Raw genomic sequence first — 21,199 nt, 5'->3', positions numbered from 1 at the left:
TAGCAGAGATCGGCTCGGCGTGCTTTCGCGCATCGCGCTCGCGTGGCCCGGGCTGGTACGCCGCGCCCACGCGGAGCGGACGGCTTACCGCGTCACGAATATCGTATTTCGTATGTGCGTAATTTAGAATGTGCCAATACGCATTATTTGCGTGCGCAAATGTGTATTTGGAAGCAATCGTCCTCCAATCGGCCCAACGGCGCCAAGCGCGAGGCACGCTCATATTTTATTCGTCGTCGTAGGAGCATCGAATCGCACCAATCGCGCCGAATGGTGGGGAGTGCAACCGCGATCGGCGATGATTCGATATTTAATTTGCTCGGCATAACCGCTGTGGTACCGAATAGATATCCGAGCTTATCGCGATCTGTCCGAAATTCGCTTCATTGAACTTCGTTCTTGAGCGGCTCCTTCATCGAGACGATGGCAAGTACGCGGCAGACCGCGCCAAGCACGTTATGATGCCGGGAGCTGGGCGGGTTGTCTCGGGCGATTGCGCCTTTTGTAGATTAATGTCGTGCCTGCGGTATTCCAACTTTGCAGGATGGGCAAACGCGTGCCGCGTACGCGGTAAATGAACGCGTAAAAGCCCATCTCGATGGAGAACGTCCATGACCCGTAATTTTGTTGTATCTCTCGCCTCACTCGGCGCGAGCGCCCTGGTATTTCTCGGTGCGTGCAGCTCGGGTTCCTCGGCGGAGCCCGAGCCGGCGACCAAGGCGGCGGGGTTGACCCTCGAGACCATGACCCCTACCTTCGTCGAAGGAACCTTCGATGATGGGGCCGCGGCCCTCGGCTTCAAATCCGTCGAACACCATCCACGCCAGGTCGACGTGACGGTCGTCGCGGGCAAAACGGAGCTCACGATGCACCTCGATTACAACCGGGGCGAGGGCGAGTTCGACGCGAAGTCGGGCCAGCTCGATCAAGCGCAGGTCGGCGCGATGCTCCGATTGATGACCGCCCTCGCCGGCGCGGTGCCGAGCGAGGACACCACGGCCACCATGGCCCTCGGTCGCACGCTCAATTTCTTCAGCGTCGCCAGGCCAAACGAGGCGCTGCCCACGTTCAAGTTCGTCGCGGAGAGTGGTTGGGTACACCTTCAATGCCGCTGCGGATACCAGGACGCCCAAGGTTATAAAAATTGGATGGGCGTGGGTGAGAGCTGCGGCACGTCCGCATCCCCGCATTGTCCGGGCCGCTGCGGGGTTGGGTGCGGTCCCGACAATCTTGGCCCGACCGGGAATTGGGGTGGCGGCAAGTACACGGCCGACTGCGCCAAGCACGATTACGGCGTCGGGAGCTGGGGGGACGCCTCCGATGATTACCTCTTTGCCCCTCCCAATTGTTTGGGCATCTGACGAACCAAGCGAACGCGCGGCGTTCGAGACATGACGCCGAGCGATGACCGGCACGTCCGGAGCTAGGCCCGCTCGTCGTGCCGGGCTCCGAGGACATCGACCACCACGCCGTGGTCGCGCTGGTCGCGCTCCCGTTTCGTGCGCCGCGCCCGCCCAGGCGGTGTGCACCGGTACGCTGATCGCACCGCGTATCGTGCTCACCGCCGCCCACTGCCTCGAGCCTCTCCCGGCGGGCCGCTCCGAGTTCGCGCTCGCGCGCGCGGTCCGGTCTGGTACGGACGCGCGACGCGCACCGTACGGCCCGCCGCATCGGGGATATCGGACTTTCTCGGCCACCTCGTTCGGAGTTGCATCTCATCCGAATACGAATGCCCGCGATCGGGCATTCGTAATTTATTCGCGATTCAATGACGCCCGATGGGCCCGATGACGCCAAAGCGGCGTGCGCGGACGTTAATCCGGCTTTACGGGCGCTCGAATGACGCGAATCGCGCCGAGCCGTGGGGCGCAATGGCGCGATCGATGACGATTCAATAATTTATTTGATCGACATGGCTATTGTGGTACCGAATACACGTCGGCGATATTTCGCAATCTCTCCGAATCGTCTCAGTGCATGCCGTTTTACGGATGACCCCTGCATTGAAGCGACGGTGAGCACCAGGCCGACTGCGTCGAGACACGATGACGGCGCCGGAGCCTGGGCGAACTCGGATGATTGGGCTTTTTCATGGATGGTAATGCCCGTTGCGTCATTCGAGCGCTGGCGGACGGCGCGTGCGGTGCACGCGTCGGATGAAAACATATGAAGTTCATCTCAATGGAGGTCATCCACGATGCATAATCTCATTCCAGTGCTCGCCTCACTGGGCGCGAGCGCCCTCGTATTCCTCGGTGCCTGCAGCTCCGGCTCCTCGGCGGAGCCCGATCCGGCGACCAAGGCGACGGGGTTGACCCTCGAGACCCTCACCGCCACCGCCGTCGAAGGAACCTTCGAGGACGGGGCCGCGCCCCTGCGCTTCAAATCGGTGGAGCGCGCTCCCCGTCAGGCCGACGTGACGGTCGTCGCCGGCCAAACGGAGCTCACGATGCGCCTCGATTACGATCGGGGCGAGGGCGAATTCGACGCGAAATCGGGTCAGCTCAATCAAGCCCAGGTGGGCGCGATGCTCCGGTTGATGACCGCCCTCGCCGGCGCGGTGCCGAGCGAGGACACCACCGCCACCAAGGCCCTCGGGAGCACGCTCAATTTCTACAGCGTCGCCAGGCCCGACGAGGCGCTCCCCACGTTCAAGTTCGTCGCGGAAAATGGTTGGGCATACATTCAATGCCGCTGCCATTTTCAGGACGCCGAGGGTTATCACAATTGGATGGGCGTAGGTGAGAGCTGCGGCACGTCCGCGTCACCGCATTGTCCGGGTCGCTGCGGGGTTGGATGCGGTCCCGACAACCTCGGTCCGCTCGGGCGTTGGGGCAGCGGCAAATACACGGCCGACTGCGCCAAGCACGATTACGGCGTCGGGAGCTGGGCGGCTGCCTCCGACGATTACATCTTCGCCAGTGCCAATTGCCCCGGGGGTATCTGAACGATCGGCGCGTCGCCCCGCGTTCGCCCGGCCGGGCACGGACGCGGGGCGCACGGCTCGCCGCGTCAGGGATATCGGACTTTCGTGCGCGCTCCACTCGGAGCGCGTCGATCCGCACCCCTGCGCGCTCCGTCGCGTACTCGTGAATAATCCTCGATCCAAATCCCGCCCCATCGGCTGGATGACGCCACGGCGCGGCGCGCTTACGTTATTTCCCAATATTACGAGCCGTCGAGCGGCATCAAGCGCGCCGGATCGTGGCGGAGTGCAACCGCCATCGACGCTGATTCGATATTTGATTTGCTCGGCATAAGCGATGTGGTACCGAATGGATATCGGTCGATCTTTTCGCGATCCATTCGAAATCACGTCATGAGGATTCACCTCGGACGCTCTCGCAGAGGCGAGGGCAAGCACGCGGCAGACTGCGCCAAACGCATGATGGCGTCGGGAGCTGGGCTGCCGCATCGGATGATCGCGCCTTCTTTGGCAAAAAGAGTATTGCCCCTGCGGTATTCGAATTTTGCAACACGGGAAAAACGCGTGCGGTGCGCGCGTAAATGACCTGTAAGACCCGATCCATGGAGGCCGTTCATGTTACGCAATTTCGTTCTATCCTTCGGCGCGAGCGCCGTCGTATTTCTCGGTGCGTGTAGCTCGGGGTCAGCCGATTCCGAGCCGGCGACCAAGGCGGCGGGGTTGACCCTCAAGACCATGACCCCTACCGTCGTCGAAGGGACCTTCGATGACGGTGCCGCGTCTCTCGGATTCAAATCCGTCGAACACCATCCACGCCAGGTCGACGTGACGGTCGTCGCCGGCCAAACGGAGCTCACGATGCACCTCGATTACAATCGGGGCGAGGGCGAGTTCGACGCGAAGTCGGGCCAGCTCGATCAAGCGCAGGTCGGCGCGATGCTCCGGTTGATGACCGCCCTCGCCGGCGCCGTGCCGAGCGAGGACACCACGGCCACCATGGCCCTCGGTCGCACGCTCAATTTCTTCAGCGTCGCCAGGCCAAACGAGGCGCTGCCCACATTCAAGTTCGTCGCGGAGAGTGGTTGGGTACACCTTCAATGCCAGTGCGGATACCAGGACGCCGAAGGCTATAAAAATTGGATGGGCGTGGGCGAGAGCTGCGGCACGTCCGCATCCCCGCATTGTCCGGGCCGCTGCGGGGTGGGGTGCGGCCCCGATAATCTCGGTCCGTTCAATCGGTGGGGCGGCGGCAAATACACGGCCGACTGCGCCAAGCACGATTACGGCGTCGGGAGCTGGGGCGCTGCCGCCGATGATTACACCTTTGCTCCTCCCAATTGCCCCATCGGTATTCCCTGAGCGACCAAATGCGAGTACGGCGTTCGAGTCATGACCGCGAGCGATGATCGGCGTGTCCCGGAGCTAGGCCCGCTCGTCGTGCCGGGCTCCGAGGACATCGACCACCACGCCGTGGTCGCGCTGGTCGCGCTCCCCGTTTCGTGCGCCGCACCCGCCCAGGCGGTGTGCACCGGTACGCTGATCGCACCGCGTATCGTGCTCACCGCCGCCCACTGCCTCAAGTCTCTTCCCTCCGGCCGCGCCGAGGCCGTCGTCGGTCGCAGCATCGACGCGGCCGACGCGCGGCACATCCCGATCGTGGAGACCCTGCGGCATCCGGGTTGGGTATCCCCCTCGCATGACGTGGCCTTGGCCCTCTTGGCCGAGGACGCGGGTGTGGCTCCGATCGCGCTCGTCGACGCGACCTTCGGGGCACGAATCGCGGACAGCCTCGTGACCCTCGTGGGATACGGCCGCGACCAATTCGAACGAACGGGGACGCGGCGCTCCGGCACCGCGCGCGCGTTCGAGACGACCCCGGAGCACTTTCGCGTCCGCCCGGAGCCGGTGCTGAGCTGCTCGGGCGATTCGGGGGGGCCCGCGCTCGTCGCCGTCGATGGGGTGCCGCGCATCGCCGGCGTCGCCTCGTACGGCGACCCAATGTGCGTCGGGGTGGCGACGTACGCGCGGGTCGACATCGAGCTCGCGGCCTTCATCGAGCCGGGGGTGGAACGGCTCCGGCACACGAACACCCCGCCTCCCCCCGCGCCGGAGCCCTGCGCGAAGGGCGGCACGGAGGAGACGGGGGGTTGTGCGCTGCCTCCGCGGGCCCCTGCGCACGCGGGCGACGCGCCGATCCTCCTGCTCACGCTCCTCGCCGCGCTCGCGTGGAGGACGCGCTTCGGGGGCCGAGCATGAGCCGCGCCTTGGCCGGCGATCGTCTCTTTGCGGGTGCCGCGGCGGCCCGCCGGCTAATCGTGATTTCTGGCGAACACTTGCACGCGATCGTAGGCGCCGTTGAATCGGTTTTGGTCGCCGGGCATGCTGCCGCTGTCTGCGTATTGCCAGATGGTGTGGAAGCCCCAGCCCGCCGGGAGCGCTCCGACGCTGGAGCCGTAGCGCGGGATCCAGAGCGGGTTGGTGTTGCCGAAGCTGCCGTTGTTGCCGGTGCACTGCGACCACCAGCTGGTGCTGGTGTAGATGGTCGGGTAACGGTTGGTGCGGGCCTTGACCCGGTTGGAGAAGTCGCGCACCCAGGCGACCATGGAGCTCGCGCTCAAGCCGTAGCAGGTCGCGCCGTAGGGGTTGTATTCCATGTCCAGGGCAGGGGGCAGCGTTTTGCCGTCGGCCGACCATCCGCCGCCGTTGTTGACGAAGAAGTCGGCTTGGGCAGCGCCGCTGGAGACGTTGGGTAGCGCGAAATGGTACGCGCCGCGGATCAATCCTTGGTTGTACGAGCCATTGTACTGTTGCGCGAAATACGGATTTTTATAGGAGGTGCCCTCCGTCGCCTTGATGTAGGCGAAGCGCGCTCCCGCGCCGGCGGCGGAGGACCAATTCACGTTCCCCTGGTGGCCGCTCACGTCGCAGCCCGGGGTCTGCGCCGCGAGCTCGGACTCCATGGAGGGACCATCGGTGCCCTCGTGGAGCCGTATTTGCGAGCCCGCGGTGTGATCCGCGGAGCCCAGGGCCGAAGACGCGACCGACTCGACGGAGGGATCGTCTTCGTCCTGCGATCCTGCGCAGCCGACGGCCGAAACGAGGGTAAGTCCGGCAAGTCCAGCAATCCATCCCGAGCGGCCAATCGTCCGGTTCAAATTGAAATTCACGTTCATCGCTGCTCCTTCGCAATGGGAGGCACGGCGTATGTTCGAAACGAACCGGGGCAAAGATGTCACGAAATGGATTGGAGGAAAGTCGATTTTCGCTAGAGATAAATCGAATTTCCGGATCCCGCTGCGCACCCCCGCGCTCTCTCTGCGGGGTAGGGGGATAGATTCATTGCCAATCCAATTCGCGCCGTTCGCGGCTGCTCGCGAGCGCAAATTCGATAACGCGCATGACGCGCACTCCGTGCTCGGCCGTCACCGCCGGCCGTTTGCCGGTGCGTATCGCCGATTCGATGTCGCGATAGTAATCGCGATAGTCACCGCGATGGGTCGCGAGCGGCGGGTGGATCGATTGATCCCCAGTCGACACGGAGAATACAGTTCCCCACGCATCCTCGGGCTCCTCGCCCCAATGGGGCGACGCATAGTGATCGCCCGCCGCGAGCATGGCCTCCTGGGGGTCCACTCCGTATTTTACGAAGCTGGCGCGCGTACCGCGAAGGTGGAATCGCGGGCGGGGCGAGGCGGCGAGCAGGGTGGCGCCCAATTGGACGCGCAGGTTGGGATAGCGCAAGGTCAGCTCGAACGCGTCGTTCGTTTCGGCGCCGTCGCGCTCGCGCAGCACGCGCGCGTCGATGGATTGCGGCTCGCCAAAGAGGTCGAGCGCCTGGTCGATGAGGTGCGGGCCCAGATCGTAGAGGATGCCCGTTCCTTCCCCCGGCTGATCTTTCCAGCGGTTTCGAACTTCGGGGCGGAAGCGATCGTAATAGGCTTCGTAGGTGGCGAGACGTCCGAGCGTCCCTTTCGCGAGCAAATCGCGGACGGTGAGATAATCACCGTCCCAGCGTCGATTTTGAAACACGGACAGAACGCGTCCGCGCTCGTGTGAAAGGGACGCCAGCCGCTCGGCCTCGCTCGTGCGCGTCGTAAACGGTTTGTCGACCACCACGTGTTTGTTCGCCAGGAGCGCGCGCTCCGCCAATGCGTAATGGCTCTCGTTGGGGGTGGCGACGACGACTAATTCGATGTCCGGATCGCCCAGCAACTCATCGAATGAACGAACGATCTTCGCCTGCGGATAAGCCGCACGCGCCTCGTCGCCCTGGCGCTGAACGATGGCCGCCACGCGCAACCCCGGCACGGCCGAAACGGTGGGCAGATGAAATACGCGCCCCGCCAGCCCGAAGCCCACCACGCCGACGCCGATCGGCTTGGCTCCTTCGCTCCCACCGCCGCCGCTGCTGCTCCCGCTCTGGTTTTTGTGGTCGTTCATGGTGCGGCGAGTGTAGAGCTTCTCCGTGCCCTCGCGCTGGCCCCCGTCTCTGCTCCGCATGGCCCTTTTTGCGGCCGCGGGGCTCCTTGCATCTTGCAAATCCTGCAAATCGCGCGGGGCCGAAGAGCCGAGCGCGACCGCTTCACCGGCGGGCGCTGCAGGCGACGCGGGCAACATCGACGATGCGGGCGATGCGTGGGATCCGATGTCGCTCGTGGCAAAGCCTTCGTCGCACGTGCTCGATGCGGGCGCGCGCGATGGCGGGGAGCGCGACGCCGCCGGTTCGTCGAGCACCCCGGACGCGGGGGTGAGCGCGTGTCGCGTGCTCTACGGTCCTGTGCAGCAGCCTTTTACGGGGCCGGCGGCGCTGGTGGCCACCGAGTCCGGCGTGGAGGTGGTGTTCCACAAGAACGGCGTACCGCAGGTGAACGCGGTGCCTGCGACGCCCATCACGCCGCCCTCGAAGACGGCAGCGCCGCCCGCGCGCAAGCGCCTGGACGGCGATCCCGAGCGCGCCTCGCGGCCCGCGTGCGCGGTGGCGGGGTCGCACGTGTTTTGCTCCGATGCGCGCGGCGAGGTGCATCGCACGGTGCGGTCTCGCCCCGGCGATCCGGCGGGGCGCGAGAGCGTGGTGGCGCACGCGGATATGGGTGCGGTGGTGACGGCGGCGATGTTGGGCGAGCAGCCGGTGCTGGGCTACTTGGCCGTGCGCACCACCAGCGAGGGGCGCACCAGCGAGGCGTTCGCGCAGCTCGGCGATCAACCGCCGGTGCGCATCTCCGAGAGCGGGAGCGGCGCCACGGACGTGGTGTTCGCGTCGCGCGGCGATGGGAGCGTGCTCGCCTTGAGCATCGACGCGCGGCGCGCGATGAGCCCCGTGCATGCGCGCGTGCTCACCTTGCAGCAAGGAAAGCTGGTGCAGGGGCCGGATGTGGTCGTCTATGTGGGCGGTGGGTCGGAACACCAAGTGCACGGTGCGCTCGGCATGGATGCGAAGGGCGACACCTTTGGGCTGATGCCGACGTCGGCTGAGGCAGGGTTCGGCCTGGCGATCATCCGCATCGACGCGCCGCCGCGCCTGGACGAACCGGCCCAGGTCTCGCTCTATCCGAATGGGTTCGACTTTGCGGCGGTGGCCGCCACCCGTGGCGAAAGCGCCATCGTCGTTGCGCGCGTGCGGCCGCTGGGCGCAGATCCTTCGTCGATTCGCATGGTCGAGCTCGGTAAAATCGACCCGAAAGAGGGCTCCTTTTCATCGTTCGGCTTTGTACCTTCGAGTTCATCCGTCCAGAATGTCGCGATCGTTCGCGATCGCTTTGGCGCCATCTGGGTCGAATACACAGACGGGGGTGGCAGTTGGCTCGAGCGTCGAGCATGCCCATGACGTACGTAGGTAAAGCGAGACCGAGCAAACGAGGCAAACGAAGCAACGAGATAGAGGCCCCCAGTGACCAGCATCCTCAGCAACGAAGTGGTTCCCGCAAACGGAGCCGGTAGGCCGCACCTTTCGTCCGACGCGCACGCGCCGCACGATCCCGAATCCCAGGATCATGCGTCGCACGAGGCGCACGATACGAAGAGCTACTACGACGAATTTTCGCACGCGTACGAGCGCTACCGTTTGCCCAACGACCCTGTCGGCTACCACGCCCTGATCGACGATCTCGAGGTGCGCCTGGTCGAGCGTTACGGCAAAGGGCAGAGCATCCTGGAGTGCGGGTGCGGTACGGGGCTCTTGCTGTCGCGCTTCGCCGGCTTCGCCAGCACGGTGAGCGGCATCGATCTTTCGCCCGGCATGCTGTCGCGCGCGCGGGGCCGCGGGTTGAGCGTGGAGGAAGCCTCGGTCACCAACCTGCCCTTCGAAGACGCCAGCTTCGACGTGACGTGTGCCTTCAAGGTGCTCGCCCACGTCCCCGACATCGGGCGCGCGCTCTCGGAGATGGTCCGGGTCACCCGGCCCGGCGGCGTGGTGCTGGCCGAGTTCTACAACCCGATTAGCTTCCGCGGCTTGGTCAAGCGCCTCGGCCCCGCCGGGAAAATCTCGCGGCACACCAAGGAAGATGCGGTCTACACGCGTTTCGATCCGCCCTGGGTCATCTCGAAAATTATTCCCCCCAACGCGCGCTTCGAGCGCGCCTACGGCATCCGCATCGTGACCCCGGCGGCCGCCGCCCTGAAAATTCCGGGGGTTGGACGGTTGCTCAAGCGGGCGGAGGAGCGTCTGGCCGACAGCTCCCTGGCCTATTTCGGCGGTTTCTATGTCGCCGTTCTGCGGCGCAATCCCATTACCTAGTTCCGGCGTCTATACTGAGCTCACATGCCCTTCTCCCAACGTCTCTTCCGCGTAGCTGCCCTCCTGGTGGGGTTCGGCTTTGCCACGTTTCTCGCGCTGCGATTGCAAGGTGGGGGGCTCTGGGAAGGGCTCACGCCGGCCATCGCCGCCAACAATGCGGCGTTTGGCTTGCAGAACAAGGCTTCGTACGACCTGACGTCGCTGAAGGTCGTGAACGAGGTGCTGCGCAACGTGCGCGATCGGTACGTCGATCCGAAGCGGGTCAAGCCGCGTGAGATGCTGCTGTCGGCCCTCAACTACGTGCAGCGCGACGTGGCGCAGGTCATCGTGCTGCACGACGAGGGCGCGCCCACCGTCAAGATCCGGGTGGACACGCAAGAGCGCGAGTTCCGCGTCGACAACGTGCAGGGGCCTTGGGACGTGAGCGCGCGGCTGCGCGAGGTGTTCGCCTTCGTGCAGGACGGGCTGAAAGGGACGGAGGTCGATCTGCGCGAGGTCGAATATGCCGCGTGCAACGGCATGCTGCACACGCTCGATCCGCACAGCGTGCTGCTCTCGCCCGAGGCCTACAAGGAGATGACCTTGTCGACCAGCGGGCAGTTCGGCGGCCTGGGCATCGTCATTTCGATCCGCGATCAGCAGCTCACGGTCATCAACCCCATGCCGGGGACGCCGGCCGGGCGCGCGGGCATCAAGAAGTACGACCGCATCGTGAAGATCAACACCGAGTCGACCCTCAACATGGGGCTGAACGAGGCGGTGAACCACCTGCGCGGCGCGCCGGGCAGCAAGGTCACGGTGCACGTGCACCGCGATGGCCCCGATGGCTGGCAAGGCTCGCGCCCGTTCGAGCTCACGCGCGAGACCATCCGCGTCGCCAGCATCGAGTCCAAGCTGCTCGAGGGCAACATCGGCTACATCCGCTTGAAGCAGTTCCAGGCCAACAGCGCGGCGGAGCTCGACGATGCGCTCCGCACCTTGAAGAAGAGCGGCGAGCTGAAAGGGCTGGTCCTCGACCTCCGCGGCAACCCCGGCGGCCTGCTCGACCAAGCCGCGCGCGTGGCCGACAAGTTCCTCAGCGAGGGCCCCATCGTCGCCACCGTGGGCAACCCCAGCGAGGGGCGCGAGGAGAAGAACGCGCACGTCGACGGCACGGAGCCGAACTACCCGATCGCGCTGCTCGTGAATGGCTCGTCGGCCAGCGCGAGCGAGATCGTGGCCGGCGCCATGAAGAACCACGATCGCGCGGTGCTCATCGGCGATACGACCTTCGGCAAGGGCAGCGTGCAGCTGGTCTTCACGGAGCTGCCGGACAAGGCGGCCCTCAAGCTGACCATCGCGCAGTACTTGACCGAGCCGGGCGACGTCTCGATTCAGGGCACGGGCGTGACGCCGGACATCCAGCTCGATCCCATGACGGTGGACGCCCAAGAGATGGATCTCACGGTGGACACCGGCGGGCTCAAGGAGCGCGATCTCTCGCGCAGCCTCTCGAACGCGCGCGCCCGCGAGGGGCAGCGCCCGACCGAGACCGTGCGCTACGATCTTCCGCAGAAGGATCGGCAGGAGCTGCGCGAGCGCGGCGGCGATCCCGACGACAACTTCGCGATGGACTTCCAGATCCGCTTCGCGCGCGAGTTCGTCTCCAAGGTGCCGGCGGGCAAGCGGCTCGATCAGCTCCGGGCCGCGAAGAACGTGATCGCCGAGGTGCGGGCGACGGAGTTGAACAAGGTGGCGGCGGAGCTCAAGACCATCGGCGTCGACTGGACCGACGCGCCGGCCGACGTCCCGCAAGCGCAGGCCCCCATCGCCGCGTCCTTGTTCGACGTGAAGATGGAGACGGAGCGGCCGCAGAACGAGGTGACCGCCGGCGACCCCATGACGTTGAAGGTCACGGTGACCAACAAGGGCACCTCGCCGCTCTACCGCCTCTATGCGGTGAGCAAGAGCGACAACCCCTTGTTCGACAACAAGGAGCTGGTGATCGGGCGGCTGGATCCGGGCAAGAGCAAGACGGCCACCGCGCCGCTCGGGTGGTGCGACGTCGAGGGCCACAAGATCGGCTCGACGGCGCCGCTCCCCAAGGACGCTCCGCGCATCTGCCGCGTCCCGCGCGACACGTTGACGCGCGCCGATGGGATCAAGGTGCACTTCGAGGAGGCGCGCGGGCGCGCCCCGGCCGACGCCGAGATGCGCGCGACCATCCGCGCGCTGGAGCGTCCGGTGTTCGCGTACGCCTACCAAGTCGCCGACAACCGGCGCGGCAACGGGGATGGCCGCATTCAAAAGGACGAGGGTGTGACCGTGTACCTGACGGTCCGCAACGTGGGCAAGGGTCGCTCGTACGAGACGCAGGCCAACCTGCGGAACCTGTCGGGCGACGGGCTGCTCCTGCACGATGGTCGCTTCGACCTGTCGAACATGAACCCGGGCGAGACGCGCAAGGTGGCCTTCACCTTCGACGTGCAGTCGCAGCTCCCCGACGCCGAGGCGAAGGTGGAGCTGTCCATCGCCGACCGCGATCTGCGCGAGTCCGTGTCCGAGAAGATCCGCATGCCGATCGCGGCGCCCATCGCGCTTCAAGCCGGCTCCGGGGCCATGCGCGCCAAGGGCGGCGGGGCGGAGCTGCTGCAGGCGCCCGAGGCCGGTGCGCGCGTGATCGGGCGGCTGCCCGCGGGGAGCGCGGCGGGGGTGATGGGGACGGCCACCGAGTTCACCAAGCTCGCGCTCGGCGCAGGGCGCTTTGCGTTCGCCCGGACGCGCGATCTCGAGGCGGGCGGCGCCGCGAGCGGCACGGTGAACTTCGAGGAGACGATGGCGCACGCGCCGCCGTCGATCGAGCTGGCGGCCACGTCGCTGGCCACGCGCGACAGCCACACGGCCATCAAGGCCACGGCCGGCGACAGCGAGCGCCTGCTCGACGCCTACATCTTCGTGGGCTCGCGCAAGACGTTCTACCGCTCCAACCGCGGGGCGGCCGATCCGAAGCGCATGACCTTCGAGGCGGATCTTCCGCTTCGCCCCGGGGTGAACGTGGTGAGCATCGTGGCGCGCGAGAGCCCGGACACCTCCACCCGCAAGACGTTCATCGTGCGGCGCGATGGACCGAACGGGGAGCTTTTGGCCACGCCGAAAACCGACGACGATCTGGCGGAAAACGTGATCGGCGGCGACAACGATTAGCTAAGAGATACGGACGCACATGCGGCTGCACATCAACATCGATCACGTCGCCACCCTTCGAAACGCGCGCCAGACCCCGTACCCCGATCCCGTGGAGGCGGCGCGCGTCTGCATCGACGCGGGCGCGCACGGCATCACCGCGCACCTGCGCGAGGATCGGCGCCATATCCTCGACGAGGACGTTCGCCGTCTGCGCGAGCTGCTCTCGAAGACGGGCGGCGCGCGCGTAGCAGGCGCGAGCGGCTCCGGCGGCGCGACCCCGCTCTTCAACTTGGAGATGGCGGCCACCGACGAGATGGTGGCCATCGCCCGCCGCACCTTGCCCGACGTGGTCACGTTGGTGCCGGAGCGGCGGCAGGAGAGGACCACGGAAGGTGGCCTCGACGTTCGCGCAGGCGGCGCGGCGCTCGCGGCGCATGTGCGGGCGCTGCTCGAGGTGGGGATCAAGGTGAGCCTCTTCATCGCAGCCGATGAGCCGCAGATCGAGGCGTCGAAGCGGATCGGGGTGCAGCAGATCGAGCTTCACACCGGCGAGTACGCGCACGCCTTTCACGATGGGGCGGCGCGCTCGCGCGAGCTCGACCGGTTGGCTCGCGGCGCAGCCTTTGGGCATCGGTTGGGGCTCGAGGTGGCGGCCGGGCATGGGCTCACCCGCGAAAACGTGGTGGAGCTGGTGCGTATCCCGGAGATCATTGAGCTCAACATCGGTCACGCCGTCATTGGCGACGCCGTGTTTCTTTCGCTGGCGGGCGCCGTCCGCGCCATGTCGGACGCCATCGATCGAGGTCGTCCGCGGGTCTAGTCCGCGAGCCAGGAGCCACGATCCTGTAGCGTCCGCGGTCGCGTGGGCTCCACACGGCCTCCACAAAGGCAAATCCTGAGTTACGATCCGAGTGCGATGATTGTCGGCATCGGAATCGACGTCTGCTCCATCGATCGCATGCGGCGTGCCCTCGAGCGCCACGGGGATCGATTCTTCTCGCGCATTTGCAGCCCGCGCGAACGTGAGGATCTCGCGGGCCGCGATCCGCCCACCGCCCTGGCTGGTCGCTTTGCGGCCAAGGAGGCGTTCGCCAAAGCGCTCGATGGCGCGCCGGGGGTCGGCTGGCACGAGGTCGAGGTGCGCCGCGCACCCAGCGGGCGCCCGCGCCTCGAGCTTCATGGCAACGCGCTGGTGGCGGTGCGCAAAGCCAATGTCGAGCGGTGGCACGTGACCATCACGCACGACGCCGGCATCGCAGCCGCCGTGGTGGTGCTCGAGGCCCCGTGATCCCCGTTCTATCGCGCGCCCAAATGCGCGCATTCGACGCCCACGCCATCGAGGTCGCCAAGGTTCCCAGCATCGTTCTCATGGAGAACGCGGGCCGCGGTGCGGCCGAGCGCATCTTGGAGTTGCTCGGGGAAGCGCCGCGCCGAGAGCCTGCGGGCGCTGCGGGCGCTGCGGGCGCGAACGCGCGCCGGGCGCCGGGCGCCGGAGGTGCGCCGCTCGCCGCGCCCGACGATCGACGCCGCGTGGTCATCGTGTGCGGCGCCGGCAACAACGGTGGCGATGGTTTCGTGGTGGCGCGGCACCTCTGGGCGCGCGGTCACCGGCCTTCGGTCTTTTTCTGCGGCAAGCCGGACAAGCTCTCGCAGGATGCGCGCGTTCAGCGCGATGCGTGGGTTGGCCTGGGCGGCGCCGTGAAGGTGCTCGCGCAAAGCTCCGATTTGGAGGTGTTGAAGGCCGAGCTCGGGCACGCGGCGCTCGTGGTCGATGCGCTGTTCGGCACGGGGCTCGATCGTCCCATCGTCGGCACGAGCGCCGAGGTGATCGCGCTCCTGAACGCCGCCTCGGCGCCGCGCGTCGCGCTCGACATTCCATCGGGGCTCGACAGCGACACGGGCGTGCCGCTCGGTCCGACGTTCCTTGCGGATTGGACCTTGACGTTTGCCCACCCGAAGCTCGGGCTGCTCACGCCGAGCGGTCTTCGCCACGCGGGGCACGTCGAGGTGGTGGGGCTCGGCATTCCATCCGACGTTCCGGACCAAGTGGGGTATGCGGCGGAGCTCATCGAGCAGCGCGACGTCGCGCAGTGGCTTTCGCCGCGCGCCGCGGATGCGCACAAATACTCGGCGGGTCACGTGGCCGTGCTCGCGGGCTCGGCGGGGAAAATCGGCGCGTCGTTGCTGGTCGCGCACGGGGCGCTGCGCGCGGGGGCCGGCGCGGCGACGATCGTCACGTGGCCCGATGCGGTGGACGCGCTCCAGGCGCGGGTGCTCGAGATCATGACGGCGGCCATTCGCCCCGAGTCCATCGCGGCGAGCCTCGACGCGGCGCTGCGCTCGAAGCGCGCCGTCGTGCTCGGGCCGGGGTTCGGGTTCGACGAGGCGGCGGGCAGCGCGCTCGGCCATGTGCTCGCCACGTGGCGAGGTCCGCTGGTGCTCGATGCGGATGCCATGACCTTGTTGTCGTCGTCGCGGGATGGCTCGGGGGATCCGTCGCGGGGCGGATCGCGCGAGTTTGCGAAGCTGCTCGATAGCCCCTCGTCGCGGATCCTTACGCCGCACGCGGGCGAGCTCGGGCGGCTCCTCGGCACCAGCTCCGATGCGATCGAGGCGGACCGCTTTCATGCGGCGACCGAGGCGGCGCGTCGAACGGGCTCGGTGGTGCTCTTGAAGGGGGCGCATAGCGTGATCGCATCGCCCACCGGGCGCATGGTCCTCAATGTTCGTGGAACGCCCGCCCTGGGCACCGCGGGCTCGGGCGACGTCCTTGCCGGCATCATCGGCGCGCTCGCGAGCCACCTCGAGCCTCTGGAGGCGGCGTGCGCGGGCGCGTATCTGCACGCGGAGGCGGGGAGGGTGGCGGCGGATGGCTCGGACCGCGGGATCGTCGCCTCCGAAATTGCGGATGGGGTGGCTGCGGTCGTCCGCGGGTTGCTCCGTCGTTAGCGCCGGGGGGCGCGATGCTGCGTGGCCTCCGGGCGTTGCGCGGCGAGGGCACGCTCGTCGTTCCCGGCCCACATGGATTGTCTGCTTTGACACATGTCGCGGCAGCCCAATGCGCTAACTATCGGAAATGACGAGGAAAGCTGAGCGGCATCGGCATTGCTGAAGCTGTGGGACGGAGGATGTCAATGTCGCCTGCTTCCCAAACTTGCCGTATGTCGCGTCCCGCATTTGCCGCGCATGATCTCCCCTCGTTGCGCGCGGGCTTGGTCGCCCTCGTTCCCGAGCTTCGCGGACGCGCCCTTCGCTTTACGGCCAACCCGGCCCTGGCCGACGACATGGTTCAAGACACGATGGAGCGCGCCCTTCGCTTCGCGGGGCAGTACGAGCCGGGCACCAACTTGCGGGCGTGGGTCTTTCAGATCCTGTTCAGCGTGTTCGTCACGCGCTACCGAAGGCAGCGCCGAGAGCGCAACGCGCTGCGCGTGCTCTCCACCGATCCGTGCGCATGGACGATCCCTCCCGCGAACGGCGTGCCCGATCGCGAGGCGCCGCTCACCTTGTCGACGAAGAAGGAGCTCGATGCGCTGCCCGACGGCTTTCGCTCCGTCATCGTGCTCGTCGACTTGGAGGATCGCTCCTACCGCGAAGCCGCCGTGGAGCTCGGGCTGCCGCTTGGCACCGTCATGAGCCGGCTGCATCGCGGACGAAAGCTCCTCGCCGCGCAGCTCGCCGCGTAGCGCGCAGCACCTCGCGCCACCTCGCGCGCAGCACCTCGCGCCGCGCGCGGCGGATCGCCCGAAATCAACCCGAGTTGGCCGAAATCAACCCTTGGGTTGCCTTGGAACCCAGGGGATATCCGGAATATTTTTCGCGCGATTTTCTGTGCGAGCGAGGCTGAAAAGCAGGTCGCTCAAGCGATTCAGGTACACGATCAGCTCGCGACGGACCTCCGCGTCGCGAGCGTCGCGACCATCCTGGCCACCGCGACCATCGCCTCCATCCCGAATGGACAGAACCGCGCGCTCAGCCCGCCGACATACGGTGCGGGCCAGATGAAGTGAAGCTGCTTGTAGGCTGCCGCCCGGCAGGACGAAGTTCATGAGGGGCGGAAGCTGGCCCTCCGAGGCGTCGATGGCCTTTTCCAGGCGCTCGATATCGTCGCCGTCGATGGGCTTCATGGATAGCTTGCCCTCTTTGCCGGGCACGCACGCGAGCTCCGCACCCAGGCAAAAAAGGTCGACCTGCACTTGCTCCAGCACCGCCTCCGTCGCGGCCTCGAGCCCATGGGCGCGTGCGAGCCCCACGGTGGCGTTCAACTCGTCCACCGTTCCGTAGGCGTCCACGCGCGCGCTGGCCTTGGCGACGCGACCACCGCCGAAGAGGCCCGTGGTCCCGTCGTCCCCCGTTTTCGTGTAGATTTTCACGCGGTGAACATTTTGGCGACTTCTTCGCTCATGCTCGCCTCGGGGACTTTCTTGGCATAGGCGAGCTCTTTCATGAGCAGACCCTTGGCCTGGTCCAAAAGGCGGCGCTCGCCAAAGCTGAGCTCCTTGTCGAACTTCAGCCGGTACATATCCCGGAGAACTTTGGCAATTTCATACGCCGAGCCGCTCTTGATCATCTCGGTGTAAGCTCGGAAGCGGCGGCTCCACGGGTGCAGATCGACCGCCACCTCGCGCGCGCGCATGGTGTCCAACACGGCGTCGGCCTCTTTGTCGCTCATGATGGGACGAAGTCCTACCTGGGCGGCGGCGCCGACGGGAACCATGACCTTCATGCCGTTGTGGAGCTTCAGGATGTAGAACATCCCCGTCGTTCCGCCGATGGCGCGCTCCTCGATGGTGGTGACCTCACCCACGCCGTGTGCCGGGTGAACGCATTTGTCACCGACCTTGAATTCGGGCTGCTTCAGCGGCGTTCCATCGCTCATGGCGGCCACGTTGGGGCGCGCAAAGGGGCTCGACGTGAGCCGGCCGAAATTGGGCCGTGCCGGGGGCGGAGCCGGCGAGGGCGGGGAAACCTGGGGGGCGGGCGCGGGGGCAGCGGCCGCTACGGGCTCGGCAGCTCGGCCAGCGGCGCTGGAAGCCGAAGAAGCGGGGTGGGAAGCGGGAGAGGAGGATGCTGCGCTGGAATCAGGGCTCGCAACGGCAGGCGCAGAGGCGGCACGGGGGGTCTTCGCCTTGGACGTCACCCTCGGGGTGCTGGACGGCGCATCCGCGGCGGCGCGAGACGTCGTCGACGTGCTGCGTTTCGTGGACGTGCTGGAGCGGGAGGACGGGGTACGTGCAACGCGTGCCGTGGATGCAGCGGATGCAGCGGTTCGTGCGGGTGCGGGTCGGGCCATTGGAATTTCACGCCAAACAGCGCGGCGACGCGGGATATTCCACGAGATGCTGCGCGTCTGAGCGTGGCGTGCCCCTACCATCAAAAAGGGGTGTTCGTCAATCTACCCCCCCTCCCTCGATGGACGCAAACCTTGCGCGTTTTGTCGAACTTGGCGCGAGTGGTCGTCAGTAGCGCATCAACTCATCCACGCTTGCACCCGTCGCAGCTTGGATCCCGCGAAACAGCGATGTGGCCGAAATCGTGAGCTCCGCGACCAGCGCGTCGGGCTCCGCGTGCACGTCGGGGCCTGCGACCGGATCGTTCAACCCGCAAAGTCGACCGAGCGCGCTCTCAGAGATGACATGGATCGCGGCCGCGAACCGTTGGGCGGCCGAAGGATCATCGTTCTGGAACGAGCCGAGGAGCGCCAGGCGCACGGCCAGCCGGCCCGCGTCCGGCGCCGGAGACGCGGGGCCCGCGATGCGCACGGAGAGGGCCACCGCCGTGGCCGCACGAAGCATGCCCCCCAGCGCCCGCTCGTACTCGCCGGTGAAGGGACCCGGCGCAAAGGCGGTGAGCGGTGCGTTCCCGACGATCGGGATCGCGCGATCGAGGGGCGTGACCCGCAGCGCCGGCGACGCCTTCTTCAGACGTTCCTGCGCGAAAAATTCCGCTGCCCGCAGAGGCCCGAAGCGCCCAACCTCCAACCCCACCGCTTCGCGCCCGAAGATGGCGAGCTGCTGGCGCTCGCCGTTGACGGTGCCCCACGTGCGTACGATCGTCCCCAACGGGTCGGCCTTGCGATCGATGCCGCGCCCATCGACCTTGGTCGCCCTGGCGGCAAAGGCGCCCTCGACCTTGGCGGGATCGACCAAGCCGTGTGCCAGAAAGAGGGTCACCTGCGGATAGCCCGCGATGGTGAGCTCGTCGAGCTCGCGAACGTCGATTCCGCCGTGCCGTCGCGCGAAGGTCTCGAAGCGCGCGTCGGAGAAGAGCCATCGGATCGCCTGGACCATCTGCGGATCGGCGAACAGATCGCGCGGGCGGACCTGCACCAGCCACGACAGGCCGGCCGCTTGCGCCAAGTCGGAGGTGGGGAGCAGATGGAGCGGCGGCGCGGGCGGCGCGCTGGGCACGTTCGGTGCGCCGCCGCAGCCGAGCATCATCGCGGTGGCCGCGGCGACGGCGACGCTGGCGAGACGCGATCGCACGAACGTCACGCCACCGTGACGTACACGAAGCGGCGGTTCTTCGAGCCCACGCGAAGCAGGTACCGCTTGCCGCGTTCCAGCTGCAGCTGCGGATCGGTGACCCGCTGCTGATCGAGCTCCACCCCGCCTTGTTCGACCAGGCGCTTTCCTTCGCCGGTCGACTTGACCAGGCCGGTGCTGGAGAGCGCCTTGGCGATCCACAGGGTCGCGCCCTCGGTGGTCACCGTCTGCTCGGGAATGTCGGACGGCAGCGCATCGGATGCGTAGATGCGCTGGAAGTCCGCCTCGGCGGTCTCGGCGGCCTGGGCATCGTGAAAGCGGGTGACCAGCTCGCGCGCGAAGAGGGCCTTGATGTCCTGCGGCTTGCGCTCGCCCGATTGCTTGGCGCGCTTCAAGTCGGCGATGGCCTCGGTGGAGAGCGAGGAGAGGAGCTCGAAGTAGCGGAAAATGACGTCGTCGTCGATCTGCATGACCTTGCGGTATTGGGTCAGCGGATCTTCCTTCAGGCCGATGTAGTTGCCGGCGCTCTTGGACATCTTCTTTCCGACCACGTGGCCGTTCTCGTCGATGCGCGCGTCGGTGCCTTCCAACAAAGGAACGGTGAGCACCATCTGCGGGGTGAGGCCGTAGCGCGGCATGATGTCGCGGCCCACCATCAAGTTGAAGAGTTGGTCCGTTCCGCCGAGCTCCATGTCGCAATCGAGGGCCACCGAGTCGTAGCCCTGCAAGAGCGGGTACAAAAATTCATGCTGGTGAATCGGACGCCCTTCCGCGAAGCGCTGACCGAAGTCGTTTCGCTCGAGCATCCGCGCGACCGTCATCTTGGCCATCAGCTCCACCATGTCGGTGGCCGAGAGCTTGTCCAACCACTCGGAGTTCCAGCGCAGCTCGAGCCTCTTCTCATCGAGGATCTTGAACGCTTGGTCCGTGTACGTCTTGGCGGCTTCCAGCACTTGCTCGCGGGTCAGACGCGGGCGCAGATCGTTCTGGCCGCTGGGATCGCCCACCATGGCCGTGAAGCTGCCGATGAGCAGAATCGCGGTGTGACCCAGATCCTGAAACTGGCGCAGCTTGGCCAGTGGCACGGCATGGCCAACGTGAAGATCGGGGCGCGTGGGATCGAGGCCCAACTTGACCCTGAGCGGCACGCCGGTGGTGCGCGATCGTTCGAGGCGCTCCTCGAGCTCTTTGCGGACGTGAATTTCGACGGCGCCGCGCGTGAGCAGGGCCATCTGTTCGGAGACGGGCGGAAAGGACATGACGGTAGGAAAGTGCGGGCCAGGATGGAACGTGAACGAAATCGCGGAGCACGATTCTCGGCGAAACGAGGAGAGTTGACCGCCAGGGCGTCAGAATCGCCAGGGTTTTTTGGTGTGAGTTTTACTCTTTCGCTCGTTGGCGGCCCTCGCGCCCTGGCAGGTGATTCGTCCGGCGAGGGAAGGCGGGACGCCGCTCATTCTTCTTCGCGATCGGCTTCTTCCTCGTCGACGTCGTCGAGATCGTCCGGATCGTCCCCGTCGGTATCGGATCCACCGGTGATGGGCAAGTGCCGGCTGTTGTTGACCAGCTCCTTCAGCTCCTTGCCCACCTTGAAGAAGGGCAGGCGCTTGGCGGGTACGGGCACCGACTCACCGGTCCGTGGATTGCGCCCCTCGTAGGCTTTGTAAGCCCGGACGCTGAAGCTCCCAAATCCGCGGATCTCGATGCCATCACCCCGGCCAAGGGCTGCCGTCATCGTGTCAAAGACGCATTTGACGACATCCTCGGCGCGGGCCTTGGTGAGGTCGCTGCGCGTAGCCATCGCGTCGATCAGTTCACTTTTCGTCATGTCGCACCGCCTTGACGAGAAGGGTCAATGCCCCGCAAGCTCAGCCACAAAGCCCTACCATT

At 66.5% G+C, this 21,199-nt stretch carries 18 protein-coding genes and 1 pseudogene; 11 read left to right on the top strand and 8 right to left on the bottom strand.

Translation table 11 applies throughout. From position 1 onward, the window contains the following. Nucleotides 1-611: 611 nt before the first annotated feature. The 4 genes from LZC94_31065 (at nt 612) to LZC94_31050 (ending at nt 5,182) form a co-directional block, all read left to right on the top strand. Entirely contained in the window at nt 612-1,361 is a 750-nt protein-coding gene (locus LZC94_31065; GenBank protein WXB12277.1) for a hypothetical protein, read from the top strand. 836 nt (nt 1,362-2,197) lie between these two features. Further along, complete coding sequence (locus LZC94_31060) at nt 2,198-2,947, top strand: hypothetical protein (protein WXB12276.1); 750 nt, start codon at nt 2,198-2,200, stop codon at nt 2,945-2,947. Nucleotides 2,948-3,541: 594 nt separating this feature from the next. Next, a complete protein-coding gene (locus tag LZC94_31055; protein ID WXB12275.1) occupies nt 3,542-4,285 on the top strand; it encodes a hypothetical protein in 744 nt (247 codons plus the stop codon). A 30-nt stretch (nt 4,286-4,315) separates the two neighbouring features. Continuing rightward, nucleotides 4,316-5,182, top strand: coding sequence for a trypsin-like serine protease (locus tag LZC94_31050; GenBank protein WXB12274.1), 867 nt, complete (start codon nt 4,316-4,318; stop codon nt 5,180-5,182). Nucleotides 5,183-5,235: 53 nt separating this feature from the next. Here the strand turns inward: LZC94_31050 and LZC94_31045 are convergent, their stop codons facing one another. The 3 genes and pseudogenes from LZC94_31045 to LZC94_31035 form a co-directional block, all read right to left on the bottom strand. Beyond that, the gene (locus LZC94_31045; GenBank protein ID WXB12273.1) at nt 5,236-6,099 is read right to left on the bottom strand and encodes a lysozyme; all 864 of its coding nucleotides are present in this window, start codon (nt 6,097-6,099) and stop codon (nt 5,236-5,238) included. Between the two features lie 163 nt (nt 6,100-6,262). Beyond that, nucleotides 6,263-7,366: an oxidoreductase gene (locus LZC94_31040; GenBank protein WXB12272.1), complete on the bottom strand. Its 1,104-nt coding sequence runs from the start codon at nt 7,364-7,366 to the stop codon at nt 6,263-6,265. A 611-nt stretch (nt 7,367-7,977) separates the two neighbouring features. Continuing rightward, a pseudogene (locus LZC94_31035) lies at nt 7,978-8,076 on the bottom strand (polymer-forming cytoskeletal protein). 737 nt (nt 8,077-8,813) lie between these two features. On the opposite strand from LZC94_31035, the gene LZC94_31030 reads away from it, so the two are divergent. From LZC94_31030 to LZC94_31005, 6 genes are all read left to right on the top strand, one after another. Further along, nucleotides 8,814-9,659, top strand: coding sequence for a methyltransferase domain-containing protein (locus LZC94_31030; GenBank protein WXB12271.1), 846 nt, complete (start codon nt 8,814-8,816; stop codon nt 9,657-9,659). A gap of 24 nt (nt 9,660-9,683) precedes the next feature. Then, nucleotides 9,684-12,842: a S41 family peptidase gene (locus tag LZC94_31025; GenBank protein WXB12270.1), complete on the top strand. Its 3,159-nt coding sequence runs from the start codon at nt 9,684-9,686 to the stop codon at nt 12,840-12,842. 19 nt (nt 12,843-12,861) lie between these two features. Then, nucleotides 12,862-13,644 (top strand): pyridoxine 5'-phosphate synthase, encoded by a 783-nt coding sequence (locus LZC94_31020; protein ID WXB12269.1) that lies wholly within the window; start codon nt 12,862-12,864, stop codon nt 13,642-13,644. Between the two features lie 96 nt (nt 13,645-13,740). Next, nucleotides 13,741-14,112: a holo-ACP synthase gene (locus tag LZC94_31015; protein WXB12268.1), complete on the top strand. Its 372-nt coding sequence runs from the start codon at nt 13,741-13,743 to the stop codon at nt 14,110-14,112. After that, a complete protein-coding gene (locus LZC94_31010; protein ID WXB12267.1) occupies nt 14,109-15,773 on the top strand; it encodes an NAD(P)H-hydrate dehydratase in 1,665 nt (554 codons plus the stop codon). The genes LZC94_31015 and LZC94_31010 overlap by 4 nt, the downstream gene beginning before the upstream one ends. Nucleotides 15,774-15,985: 212 nt before the next feature. Beyond that, nucleotides 15,986-16,510 carry an RNA polymerase sigma factor gene (locus LZC94_31005; GenBank protein ID WXB12266.1) on the top strand — a complete coding sequence of 175 codons (525 nt, stop codon included), beginning with the start codon at nt 15,986-15,988 and terminating at the stop codon, nt 16,508-16,510. A gap of 84 nt (nt 16,511-16,594) precedes the next feature. Here LZC94_31005 and LZC94_31000 read toward each other — a convergent pair whose 3' ends face one another. Next, the gene (locus tag LZC94_31000) at nt 16,595-17,197 is read right to left on the bottom strand and encodes a cob(I)yrinic acid a,c-diamide adenosyltransferase (protein WXB12265.1); all 603 of its coding nucleotides are present in this window, start codon (nt 17,195-17,197) and stop codon (nt 16,595-16,597) included. After that, nucleotides 17,194-17,703: a CarD family transcriptional regulator gene (locus LZC94_30995; protein WXB12264.1), complete on the bottom strand. Its 510-nt coding sequence runs from the start codon at nt 17,701-17,703 to the stop codon at nt 17,194-17,196. The genes LZC94_31000 and LZC94_30995 overlap by 4 nt, the downstream gene beginning before the upstream one ends. A gap of 250 nt (nt 17,704-17,953) precedes the next feature. Here LZC94_30995 and LZC94_30990 point away from each other — a divergent pair, with 250 nt between their 5' ends. Next, on the top strand, nt 17,954-18,178 hold the full coding sequence (locus LZC94_30990) for a hypothetical protein (GenBank protein WXB12263.1): 225 nt from the start codon (nt 17,954-17,956) through the stop codon (nt 18,176-18,178). A gap of 105 nt (nt 18,179-18,283) precedes the next feature. Here LZC94_30990 and LZC94_30985 read toward each other — a convergent pair whose 3' ends face one another. The 3 genes from LZC94_30985 to LZC94_30975 form a co-directional block, all read right to left on the bottom strand. Continuing rightward, nucleotides 18,284-19,309 (bottom strand): hypothetical protein, encoded by a 1,026-nt coding sequence (locus LZC94_30985; protein WXB12262.1) that lies wholly within the window; start codon nt 19,307-19,309, stop codon nt 18,284-18,286. Between the two features lie 5 nt (nt 19,310-19,314). Further along, nucleotides 19,315-20,568 (bottom strand): tyrosine--tRNA ligase, encoded by a 1,254-nt coding sequence (gene tyrS, locus LZC94_30980; protein WXB12261.1) that lies wholly within the window; start codon nt 20,566-20,568, stop codon nt 19,315-19,317. A gap of 194 nt (nt 20,569-20,762) precedes the next feature. After that, a complete protein-coding gene (locus LZC94_30975; protein WXB12260.1) occupies nt 20,763-21,137 on the bottom strand; it encodes an integration host factor subunit beta in 375 nt (124 codons plus the stop codon). Between the last annotated feature and the right edge of the window lie 62 nt (nt 21,138-21,199).

The sequence above is a fragment of the Sorangiineae bacterium MSr11954 genome, from assembly GCA_037157815.1.
Taxonomy (GTDB): domain Bacteria; phylum Myxococcota_A; class Polyangia; order Polyangiales; family Polyangiaceae; genus Pendulispora; species Pendulispora albinea.
This window is presented reverse-complemented; position numbering and strand designations above follow the sequence as displayed.